Origin of the sequence: Kamptonema animale CS-326, from assembly GCF_028330895.1 — a bacterium.
Classification (GTDB): domain Bacteria; phylum Cyanobacteriota; class Cyanobacteriia; order Cyanobacteriales; family Microcoleaceae; genus Kamptonema; species Kamptonema formosum.
Map to the genome: position 1 here is coordinate 1 of NZ_JAQMUA010000294.1, position 12,251 is coordinate 12,251.

General features: G+C 40.2%; 6 protein-coding genes. All 6 read left to right on the plus strand.

What is annotated here, in order from left to right:
- On the plus strand, positions 1 to 1,795 hold a 1,795-nt coding region (locus PN499_RS17400), incomplete at its 5' end, for a glycosyltransferase 61 family protein (protein ID WP_272033358.1).
- Positions 1,796 to 1,823: 28 nt separating this feature from the next.
- A complete protein-coding gene (locus PN499_RS17405) occupies positions 1,824 to 5,819 on the plus strand; it encodes a tetratricopeptide repeat protein (RefSeq protein WP_272033359.1) in 3,996 nt (1,331 codons plus the stop codon).
- 89 nt (positions 5,820 to 5,908) lie between these two features.
- Complete coding sequence (locus PN499_RS17410; protein WP_272033360.1) at positions 5,909 to 7,765, plus strand: tetratricopeptide repeat-containing sulfotransferase family protein; 1,857 nt, start codon at positions 5,909 to 5,911, stop codon at positions 7,763 to 7,765.
- Between the two features lie 99 nt (positions 7,766 to 7,864).
- Positions 7,865 to 9,343, plus strand: coding sequence for a BCD family MFS transporter (locus PN499_RS17415; RefSeq protein WP_272033361.1), 1,479 nt, complete (start codon positions 7,865 to 7,867; stop codon positions 9,341 to 9,343).
- Between the two features lie 75 nt (positions 9,344 to 9,418).
- On the plus strand, positions 9,419 to 10,207 hold the full coding sequence (locus tag PN499_RS17420; protein WP_272033362.1) for an inositol monophosphatase family protein: 789 nt from the start codon (positions 9,419 to 9,421) through the stop codon (positions 10,205 to 10,207).
- A gap of 125 nt (positions 10,208 to 10,332) precedes the next feature.
- A complete protein-coding gene (locus tag PN499_RS17425) occupies positions 10,333 to 12,072 on the plus strand; it encodes an ABC transporter ATP-binding protein (protein ID WP_272033363.1) in 1,740 nt (579 codons plus the stop codon).
- Positions 12,073 to 12,251: the final 179 nt, after the last annotated feature.

The window sequence follows — 12,251 nt, forward strand, 5'->3', positions numbered from 1 at the left end:
AAGGAAGAAGGAAGAAGGAAGAAGGAAGAAGGAAGAAGGAAGAAGGAAGAAGGAAGAAGGAAGAGGGAAAGGGAAAGAGATAATTAGCGAGATAAAATTGGAGGAAAAAAGCCAATTACCAATTACCAATTACCAATTACCAATTACCAATTACCAATTACCAATTAGGGAAATTTGCCAATACCTCGCACAAACTTACCTACATTTAGGGAATGCTTTATTTGAGTATGGTGGATACGAGCAGGCAGAAATTTATTATCAAAAAGCTTTACAAATTCAGCCGAATAATGCAGAAATTTACTGGCAGCTAGGTAAGAGTTTAGCCAAGCAAGAACGGTTGAATGCTGCGATCGTTGTTTATCATCTTGCCCTAGCAATTCAACCTGAGTTAACCCAGGTTTATTTTGAATTAGGAAATCTGCTAGAAAAACAGCAGCATTACGAGTCGGCGATCGGATATTACGAAAAAGTTTTAACTTTGCCCTCTCTAGGAAGATTAAGAACCGGGGATTTTCCTCCCTCAAATTCCCCCATTCATAAACTCCCACAAGGTATTTACTTATCTACTTCAGACTGGATTATTGCCAGCAAATTAGATCGCAGCAATTATCGTGAAATAATCTGTGAAGATGTAGAAAATATCGCCACTCACCAATTATCAATTACCAATAACCAATTACCCAAATCCGACTGCGGCGGTTTAACCTGTGGGCCTTGCTTAAAACGCATCTCTGATTGGTTTGAACCGATTCATTTAGGTTGGGGTGTTCATGTTTTGTCAAATTCTCAACCAATTCCCGTAGACTCCCCGAAAACCTTTGTTGCCGTAGTCCCAGACGGACGAGCTTGGATTGTTCCCCAGAAAAGTTATTGGCTACTTTGCAGCGCGATCGCAGTCATTACTCCTGACAATTATTTATTAGCAGATCTTTCCCGCGATTATCCTAATTTTTTGCCGGGATGTCAAAATCACGACCCTACTAAACATAGCATTTTTAAGCTAGAATCATTACCTCCTTTAGAACAAATTGATGGTACTGTTGCCGTATTATCTGGACTATCGGGAAATGTCTATTTTCACTGGATGTTAGATGTTTTACCTAGAATTGAATTGCTCCGACTAAGTGGCACAGATTTTGATAAAATAGATTGGTTTTTAGTGAATAATTGTCAGCAGCAATTTCAGCGAGAAACATTAAAAGCTTTAGGAATCCCCGAAAACAAAATTTTAGAGAGCGATTGCCATCCCCACATTCAAGCAAAGCAATTAATTGTTCCCTCTTTTCCAGGGTATTTAGGTTGGCCACCGCTTTGGGCTGTTAATTTTCTCAGGCGCGTGTTTCTTGCAGGAATTACTCCTTTGAGCAGTTATCCCGATCGCATTTACATTAGCCGAAACAAAGCTAGATATCGGCGCGTCTTCAATGAAGAAGATGTGATGGAGGAATTAAGCAAATTTGGGTTTGTGAGAATCTTTCTAGAATCTATGCCCTTGCAGGAGCAGATAGCGTTATTCTTTCATGCTAAAATGATAGTTACACCGCACGGGAGCGGTTTGACAAATACAATCTTCTGTCAAGCAGGAACTAAGGTCATAGAATTAGTTTCACCTCACTATGTGGGTCACTATTACTGGCCGAGTAGCCATTATCTGCACCTCGACCATTATTATTTAACAGGTGAGGTGTTTGAATGTTATCCTATTAGACAATTGATGTATCAAAACTCCCTGACGGAAGATATTATGGTGAACTTGAGTTCGCTCAAGAAGATGATGGAAATTATAGGTTTGTGATTTTATTGACATCGGATGAGGTATAGATATGACATCAACTCAAAATATGGAAACGGTAGCGGTTAACTTTAACCAGCAAGCAGAAATTTATTTAGCCCAAGGCAAATTAAATGAAGCAATTGCAGCTTGCGAAGAAGCGTTGAAACTTCAACCGAATTTTGCAGGCGCTTACCGTACTTTAGCTAGAATTTGGACGCAGTTAAAAAAAGCTGAAACCGCAGCAGATTGCTGGTATCAAGCGCTAACTCTCGATCCGAATTGGGCAACCGCTGAGGAACATTTAACTTTAGGCAATACTTTAGTAGAACAGGGAAAGCTGGAGGAAGCTATTGCTTGTTACCAACAAGCAATTCAGACAGATCCAAATTTAGTACAAGCTTACCACAATTTAGGGGAAATTTTCACAAGTAAAAATAAATTTGAGGAAGCAATCGCCTATTACCGCCAAGCGATTAAACTCAAACCTGATGCTTTTGGAAGTCACCACAGTTTAGGGAAACTATTAGCAGCTAAAGGCAACATTGATGAAGCAATTGCCTGTCAACATAAAAGCCTTGAAATCAATCCCAATTATGTTCGTGCTTATCACAGTTTAGGAAATGTTTTGGTACAAAAGGGCGAGTTGGATTCAGCTATTGCTTATTACAGCAAAGCGATTGAACTCAACCCAAATTACTGTTGGTCATACAACAGTTTAGGAGATGTCTTTCTCAAACAAGAACGTTGGGATAAAGCCATAAATAGTTATCAGAAAGCCATTGAGATGAAAGGTGATATTCCTTGGTTTTACTATAACTTAGCTGTTGCTCTGACCAATCTAAAATCCTGGGACGAAGCACTTGCAGGTTATCTCTCGGCTCTTCAGCTTCAGCGAGATTTGCCTGGAATTTACAACCGCATCGGATATGTTCTGCGACAGCGTACAGCCTCAGATTTAGAGGCAACAGTTAGAGACTATTGCCAAGCTATTCAAGTGAATTCAGATAATGGAAAAACTTACTACAACCTGCTAAATATCGTCACAGATAGTAGCGAGTTTTATGTTGATTTAGCAAATAATTTAACCAAACAACATCAGTTTAGTGGAGCGATTGTTTTTTATCAAATAGCATTGCACATTAATCCAGAAGATGCTAAAGTTGCCTCAGAGTTAGAGAATGTCTTAGCAAGAAAAGATGAGTTGGATCGGCAAATATCTGTTTATCGCAGCCAGATAGAAATTGACCCAAACTCTGCGGTTGCCTATACTGATTTAGGGAATATATTACCTAAATATGGAGAGCTAGAGGAAGCGATTGTCTGCCATCAAAAAGCTAGTGAATTAAGAGGTTGGCATCAATGTGCTACTAACAAATATCAATTTACACAAGATTGGTTTACTCATAATATCCCCATCTGGGAAAAACATTTACAGCAATTTGCCGGGATGCCGGGAATTAATATCTTAGAAATAGGCAGTTTCCAAGGAATGTCTACTTGCTGGCTTCTAGATCGTATTCTAACAGACACGATAGCAAGAATCACATCTATCGATCTCTATTTTCAGGCACAGTTTGATGGCAATATTGCTAAAACTGGAGGAGCAGAGAAAGTAATTAAGTTAGAGGGGCTATCTCAGGATTTATTGGTAACTCTGACACCAGATTACTATGAAGTAGCTTACATCGATGGCTGTCACAAAGCTAGCAGCGTTTTGGAAGATACAATCCTCTCTTGGCGGCTGGTAAAAGTAGGCGGTTTGATAATTTTTGACGATTACGAATTTACTTTTCCCGAAAATCCAGAGCAAAATCCTAAGCTAGGGATAGATACTTTTATTTCAATGTATCAAAACCAATTAGAGGTGATTCACAAAGGTTATCAACTGATAGTAAAAAAAATCGCCAATGAGAAGCAGTTAGAAGAGAAAGCTCTCTTAACTAATGCTTACCTAAATTTGGGAGAAGCGATAGCCGCCCAAGGTTATTTAGAGGAAGCAATTTCCCATTATCAAAAAGCACTTGAATTTCAGCCCAAAATATCGGTGCCGGAACTGGATATCAAAGACTTCCTAACGAAAGAAGGCGAAATCAAACTAGCAGACTTCCCGGACAGTTTAAAATTCCGAGAATGGCATAAAAATCAGGTTTCATTAGTTTACCACAAATTAGGAAAGTTACTGCAAGAAAAAAAAGAGTTAAACCGAGCAGTATCTATCTATTGGCGTTCGATTAATCTTAACCCGAATTTCAGTTGGTCTTACCACTATTTAGGGGAAATTTTACAAGAATTAGGGGAAGACGAGCGAGCTATTGCTGTCTACCGTCGCGCTATTGAATTAAACCCTGATTTCTGTTGGTCTTACAACAATTTAGGGGATGTCCTGATGCAACTTTCTAGATGGGAAGAAGCTGCGGCGGCTTATCGGCAGGGGATTAAAATCAACCCTGATTTTTGTTGGTTATATAACAAGTTAGGGGAGGCGTTGGTAAAAATTTCTGATTGGGAAGAAGCTGCGGATGCTTACCGCCGCTCAATTGTATTGAACCCTGATTTTTGTTGGTCTTACTATAGCTTAGGGGAAGTTTTGGAAGAACAGCAGTATTGGGAGGAAGCAGTTAGCGCTTATCGGCGTGCAGTTGAGCTGGAAGCGGAGGATACTTGGATGCGTAAAAAATTAGGAGATGCTCTACAACAACTAGGATTGTGGGATGAAGCAATGGCTATTTACGAACAGGCGATCGAAATAGATCCGAAGGCTTATTTTGCTTACGAAGGTTTGGGATTGTGCTTGTTGGAAAAGAAGGATTGGGAAGGGGCGATCGCTTCTTTCATAAAAGCGCTACAGATTAAACCAGACTTGTTAGAAGTTTATCACAAAGTTGGTTACGCCTTAGAAAAACAAGGTGAATTAGCAAAGTCCGAGTATCACTGTTGTGAGTATCAAATGCTACCGTTAAAGGTTTTGAAAAAATATTGTCAGTTTAGAGAAGATTTAACAGTATCCTCTGAATTTGACCCTACTATAAATTATATCAAAATTTCGCCTGCTGATGAAATTTCTTTATTACCTTCTAAAAGCCTTAATAGTAACAGCATATTTTTAGATGATAAATATTATTTACCAAAAACATTTGTTGCCGTCATTCCCGATGGTCGTGTCTGGGCGGATGTGATTACAAGCGCTGTAATTAATTCGGAAAATAAGCTAGTTACCGATATTTCTACGGGTTGTGCAGAATTAGTAATGGCTTCAGATAAATTAGCTCCTATTGAATACATAGATGGAAATGTTGCCTTTTTATCAGTACGCTGGGGCGGTGCAGCTTATTATCATTGGATGTTTGATGTCATTCCCCGCTTCGATCTTTTACGTCGTAGTGGGATAGAGATAGAGACAATAGATAAGTTTATAGTTAATAATACCGATCATTCATACGAAAAGGAAACTCTCAAAACTTTAGGTATTCCAGAAACAAAGATTATCGAGAGTAGTTGTGGTCTGCATATAAAAGCTGAAAATTTAGTAGTTCCGTCAATTTGTTACCAAGGAGTATCTCAAATATCAAAATGGGCTTGCGAGTTTATCAAGAGGGAATTTTTAAGAGAAAAAAGCAAGCCAAAAATAGACAAATTCAGGCGAATTTATATTAGCCGTGAGTTAGCTTCCTATCGTCGATTTATTAATGAAGAAGAGGTATTAAACTTTTTAGATAAATGGGGATTTGAAAGCGTTAAACTAGAAACTATGTCAGTGGCAGAACAGGCATCTTGTTTAGCAAATGCTGAAGTTGTGGTAGCGCCTCACGGTGCTGGATTGACTAATATTGTATTCTGTAAGCCAGGAACTAAAATTATAGAAATTTTTTCGCCGACATATCTTCCTAATTGCTACTGGATACTTAGTAATATATGTGGTTTGGAACATCACTATTTAATTGGGGATTTATTGGAAAATACCGATTCTCGCCTTCCTATACACCAAGATATTAAGGTTGACTTGGAGTTGCTAGAAAAGTTAATTTGGACTTATGGAATTATGTAACACCGCCCTCTGAGCGGTAAAGAAACCACCCAGAAAGCGGCGTTACGATCGGGCAAGATTATTATTAATTAAAGTGGTAGGTATGTGAAATGTGTGATGATTATAGTCAAGCAGAAGTTTATGATAAGTTAGGTGATGCTTTGCAAGAAAAAGGAGAGTTTGGAGAAGCTGCGATCGCTTACGAGCGCGCATCACAACTAAACTCTGAAGTTTCTTGGTATTTCCACAAATTAGGAGATGTTCTTGTCAAGCAAAAAAAATGGGTGGAAGCTATAGAGGCAAATCGTCGCGCAATTGAACTCAAGCCAGATTTTTCTTGGTCTTATCACAATTTAGGCTATGCTTTGCTCAAACAAGAACAGTGGAATGAAGCCGTCGCTGCTTACCGGAAAGCCATTGAGTTAAACCCTAATTTCTCTTGGTCTTATTATAATTTAGGCGATGCTCTGGCGTTGATGCAAGAATGGGATGAGGCGAGTGCAGCCTATTTTCGTGCTGTCGCAGTCGATCCAAATTTACCTGGAATTTATGAAAAATTTGGGGATGCTCTGCGGCAACGATCTGAGTTTGGTTTAGAGCAAGCTATTAATTATTATCACCCTAATTCTGAGCAAAAGTCAAGGTTAAGTTACACTAATTTACTAAGTTTTGTTACCCCAGATCCCGAACTCTATTCACAGTTAGGAAATGCTTTGGCAAAGCATAACCAGTTAGAGGGTGCAATTATTTTTTACCAAGCAACACTCGAAATTCAGCCAGATAATGCTGATGTTGCTAGTGAATTAGAGCGGCTATTAAAGAAAAAGAATGAGTTAGATATAGAACTGAACTCGTGCCGCAGAGCGATTAGAGAAAACCCCGATTCCTGTTGGTCTTACTACAATTTAGGGGTAGCACTGACGAGGCAATATAAATGCAATGAAGCTGCTGCGGCTTTCCTCCATGCTATGGAGTTGCATCCAGATTTCCATTGGTGGTTTTACTATAATTTATGGGAAGTTTTTACTAAGCAAGGAAAACTCGAACAAGCTGTTAGTTTATGCCACCGAGCAATTGAAATTAAACCCGATAGTTTTTGGCCTTACTTAAATTTAGGGGAAGCTTTAACTCGACAAGGTAAGCTCGATGAAGCGATCGCGTGTTATCAAACTGCAACTTACAAACAAACTTTAATATTACTTGCAGGTTCAGGACAAGAGCAAAAAAAATTAGAACCAGTACAAATTCCTGACTTTATTATCATTGGTTCTCAGCGTTGCGGCACGACTTCTCTTTACAGTTATCTGACTCAGCATCCGCAGATTTTGTCTCCTATTAAAAAGGAGGTCGATTTTTGGTCGTGGCATTTCAACAGAGGTATTGATTGGTATTTATCTCATTTTCCCCCACTTCCTCAAGGGCAACATTTTTTAACAGGAGAAGCTAGTCCCAGCTATCTTGATTATCGGGACGCAGCGCCAAGACTTTTCAATACTTTTCCGAAGGTAAAGCTAATTGTGCTGTTGAGGAATCCTGTAGATAGAGCCATTTCTCAATACTATCGCTGGGTGAGTTTAAATTGGGAAAATCGCTCTTTTGAAGAGGCAATCGCTGATGAGGTAGAAAGGCTGGAAAATAATCCTGATTATATTATAGGAGAAGAGCCAGGAAATTATTTAGCTCGCGGTATGTATGTTGAGTTTATTCAGAAATGGCTAGAGTTATTTCCGAGAGAACAGTTGCTAATTCTGAGGAGTGAAGACTTTTATGAACATACGGCAGTCGTGATGAAGCGAGTTTTAGAATTTGTCGGTTTACCGGAATATTATATTTCCGAGTATGCAAATTACAATCCAGGGTTCTATCCGTCCGTGAGCGAGTCAATGCGCTCCTGGCTCAGCAATTATTTCCGCCCTTATAATCAGCAATTGGAAGATTTTTTAGGGATGGAATTTAACTGGAAATAATTTATAAAGGTGAACTATTACCTATTTTATGCTTTAAATTAGCCATCAACAGGTATTCTTAGTTATAAGAAGACAAATGCTATATTTCCTTGAATAACTATGGCAATCGACAGTTTACCAGATCCAGAATTCACAGAGTCCAGCTCAGCAACAATTCCTACGATTAAACTGCTGACAATGTTCCGGCTGGGTTTGTTTCAGATGGGATTGGGCATTATGTCGCTGCTCACCCTGGGGGTACTCAATCGGCTGATGATTGATGAGCTTAAAGTCTTGCCTTGGATTGCTGCGGGTGCGATCGCTATGCACCAATTCATGTCACCGGCGCGGGTGTGGTTCGGCCAAATGTCGGACTCAAAAACTATTTTTGGCTACCACCGCACGGGTTTTGTCTGGATTGGAGCCGCACTTTTCACGACAACATCATTCATCGCGCTGCAAGTAGTTTGGCAACTCGGCGGTAGTTTGCAGGCTACAGGATGGAGTCCGCAAACTTATAGTTGGGCGGGAGTTCTAGCGCTAGTTTTTGCTTTTTATGGTTTAGTTTTGAGTGCGAGTTCCACACCTTTTGCTGCTCTTTTAGTAGATATTTCTGATGAAGACAACCGCTCCAAATTAATTGGAGTTGTTTGGTCAATGCTCATGGTTGGTATTGTATTGGGCGCAATTATTAGCTCTAAATTAATCAGTCGAGCTGAAGTTTGTGGAGCCGATATTTTGTCATACAATCCCTCTCTAGGGACACCAGTTACAGATTTAGCAAAATTGCAAAGCTCAATTAATCCTCTATTTGTAATTATGCCGGCAGTTGTATTTGGTTTATCTTTACTGGCAACTGTAGGTATAGAAAAAAAATACTCTCGCTTTGCTTTGCGTTCCAGTGCGGTTAACAGAGAGGATAAAATTAGTTTAGGTAAGGCTTTGAAAGTATTGACTGCTAGCCGCCAAACTGGTTTATTTTTCAGCTTTCTGCTGGTGCTAACTATTAGTTTGTTCATGCAGGACGCAATTATGGAACCCTACGGCGGCGAAGTTTTCGGAATGTGTATTTCGGAAACCACAAAGTTGAATGTTCCTTTTGGTATGGGGACGCTGATCGGTATTAGTGGCACAGGTTTTTTGATTTTACCGCGTTTAGGGAAGGTGAAAACGACTAAGCTGGGATGTACAGCAGCGGCGATTTGTTTTGGCTTAATTATCCTCTCTGGATTTACAGCCAACGCCGGATTACTAAAGGCTAGTTTGCTATTTTTTGGTTTTTCTGCTGGGGTATTGACTGCTGGTGCAACAAGTTTAATGCTGGATTTAACAGCGGCGGAAACCGCTGGTACTTTTATCGGTGCTTGGGGTTTATCTCAGGCAATGGCAAGGGGTTTAGCTACTGTCATCGGCGGCGTGGTTTTGAATTTAGGAAAGGTTGTTTTTGATGCCCCTGTGTTGGCTTATGGATTGGTTTTTGCGCTACAAGCTATAGGGATGGTGGCAGCAATTTTACTATTGGGGCGCGTAAATGTGAAAGAGTTTCGGGAGAATGCGAATAATGCGATCGCGTCTATTCTAGAAAATGAATTGGATTAATTTTTTTCCGCAGATGGACGCAGATAATTGTTATGATATATCTGCATTAATCTGCGGTTGTTTATTTTAACTCTCATGTGGGATTCAATTTTTAGTTTTGCCCAAAGTACGGCGGCTAGAGTCGGAGTACAATTGTTAAAGGATTTCGGTTCTGTCCAAGCTTCAGAAAAGTTAGATGGGAGTTTGGTAACTCAATCTGACAAGTGGGCGGATGCAGAAATTCGAGATGCAATTATGTCAGCTTTTCCTAGTCATGGAGTTTTAAGTGAAGAGGGAGAGCACGTTTTTCCAGGGAATGAATGGTGCTGGATAATTGACCCTTTGGATGGCACTACTAATTTTGCTAGAGGCATTCCTATTTGGGGAATTTCAATGGGTTTATTATATCAAGGAGTACCTGTTTTTGGTTACGTACATTTGCCACCCATAAATCAATCTTTTCACGGTTTTTGGTTGGGAGATTCTGGACTTAGTGGCAATTCTGGAGCTTTTTTGAACGATCGACAAATTCATTCTAGTGCTGATGCGCTGACTTCAAATCACTTTTTTAACATTTGTTCGCGCAGTATCGTAGTTGCACCTCAGATTCCTGCTAAAATTCGGATGTTAGGAATGGCTAGTTACAATTTTTTAACAGTGGCGGCGGGTGCGGTTTTAGGCGGGGTAGAAGCTACGCCAAAGATTTGGGATATTGCGGGGAGTTGGGTGATTTTAAAAGCGGCTGGTGGTGTTTGGATACCGTTGGAATCTGAGGCAATTTTTCCTTTGGAAGTTGGTAAGAATTATGGAAGTCGCTCGTATCCTACTTTAGTGGTGAGTCGCGAGGAATTGAAGTCAGTGTTTTTGCCATTGATGAGGGGCTAAAAACTTATAACTTATTCTTTCTTAGGGAACGAAATTTAATAAGTATAGGGACATAAATAAACGCTATAATATGCACTGAAACAAAAGCTACTGAAAACCTACTGGAGCATGATTCAGATAAGTCAATGCGTATTCTCTGGAATTACCTAAAGCCTTATCAATGGCTTGCCCTTCTATCATTATTACTAGCCGGTATCAGCCAGGTTCTAGCACTGGTAGACCCGATTATTTTTGGAAAAATCATTGACGATTACGCCACCCAACGGGGAACGAAAACGGATGGAGAGCTAGTCTCTGGGGTGCTGGTGCTATTAGCTATCGCCGTCGCAGTTGCAGTATTATCACGACTTACCAAAGCTATCCAAGAATACATGACCCGGCTGGTAGTGCAAAAATTTGGCACGCAGATATTTAACGACGGTTTACGACAAACACTCAGGCTTACCTATCAGGAATTTGAAAACCAGCAAAGCGGTGAAACGCTAGCCCTTTTGTTAAAAGTTCGCAGTGACACAGAACGCTTTATAAATTCGTTTATTAATATCCTATTTTCGTCAATCGTCGGAGTGTTTTTTTTGGTTTGGTATGCTGTGACTAAACACTGGGCACTGGTGCCGGTATTTGTAGTTGGCGTGTTGGGTTTAGGGGGATTAACCGGACTTTTGAGCCAAAAAATTAAAGGCCAACAGCGATCGATTATGCGCGAAACTTCTAAAAGTTCTGGGTTTATTACCGAGTCGCTGCATAACATTGAGCTGATCAAAAGTTTAGGGTTGACCTTCCCAGAAATTCGGCGTTTACAAGGACAAACTGTCAAAATCTTTGCCCTGGAAATGGAGAAGGTCAAACAAATCCGGCTTTTATCATTTTTGCAGGGAACGACGCTTAGCTTGCTAAAGCTGTCGATTTTATTCACACTACTATGGCTCATTTTTCGAGATGTGTTGAGCACAGGCGAGTTAATTGCTATGCAATTTATTTCTGTTTCTATTTTTGCGCCACTGCAAGAACTGGGAAACATCATTCTCGCCTATCGTGAAGCCGAAGCATCGTTACAGCACTTCGATCAACTGATGCAAAAACCGATTGAACGCCGACCTGAATCACCCATTGAGATTGGACTGGTGAATCGTTTGAGTTTCTTGAACGTTGTCTTTCGATATCAAGGGGCCTCTGAAAATTCCCTGGATGGGATTTCTTTTGCGGCAAATCTGGGGGATACAATTGCCTTTGTTGGCCCTTCAGGATCGGGTAAATCTACCTTGGTAAAATTGCTAGTTGGCTTGTACCAACCTAATAGCGGAGAAGTATTTTATAACGATATTTCTACCAAAGATATTCGCTACAATCAGGTGCGGCGACAAATTGGATTTGTCACCCAGGAAACTCATTTATTTGCAGGCACAATTAAGGAAAACCTGCAATTTGTCCAACCTGATGCCACGGATGCAGAAATTATTGCAGCACTCAAACAAGCATCCTGTGAGAATTTACTCACCCGATCTGAAGAGGGTATAAATACAATAATTGGTGAAAGTGGTGTTAAATTATCGGGCGGTGAAAGGCAGCGAATTTCTATTGCCCGCGCCCTGATCCGTCAACCACGCCTGTTGATTTTTGATGAGGCAACATCTGCTTTAGATTCTCTGACCGAAGAACAGATTACTGAGACAATTAAAGAAATTTCAGCCTTGAAAGAGCAAATTACAATCTTGATTGCCCATCGATTATCTACGATTATGCACGCTGACCGGATTTTTGTTTTGGAAAAAGGTCGAATTGTGGAGAGTGGAAACCACGATGAACTCGTGAATCAGAAGGGGCTTTATTACGCCATGTGGCGACAGCAAATCGGAGAACGCTAACGCGAATGTTATTAATCAAGTTTGACTTACATTTAACCTCTCCGACTTGTATTTATATCCCAATACGGTTCAGTTAAGGCTATGCAGTGCTTAAAACAATAAAAACAGGAGGAGTCATTATGATTCCAGTACCTCTGTGTTTAACTTGTTTAGACCGAAACTTTGAAACAGGTTTTTTC

What these genes read in the sequence shown, in the direction of transcription:
- PN499_RS17405 (WP_272033359.1), top strand. Translation starts at nt 1,824, where the DNA reads ATGACATCAACTCAAAATATGGAAACGGTAGCGGTTAACTTTAACCAG.
- PN499_RS17410 (WP_272033360.1), top strand. Translation starts at nt 5,909, where the DNA reads ATGTGTGATGATTATAGTCAAGCAGAAGTTTATGATAAGTTAGGTGAT.
- PN499_RS17415 (WP_272033361.1), top strand. Translation starts at nt 7,865, where the DNA reads ATGGCAATCGACAGTTTACCAGATCCAGAATTCACAGAGTCCAGCTCA.
- PN499_RS17420 (WP_272033362.1), top strand. Translation starts at nt 9,419, where the DNA reads ATGTGGGATTCAATTTTTAGTTTTGCCCAAAGTACGGCGGCTAGAGTC.
- PN499_RS17425 (WP_272033363.1), top strand. Translation starts at nt 10,333, where the DNA reads ATGCGTATTCTCTGGAATTACCTAAAGCCTTATCAATGGCTTGCCCTT.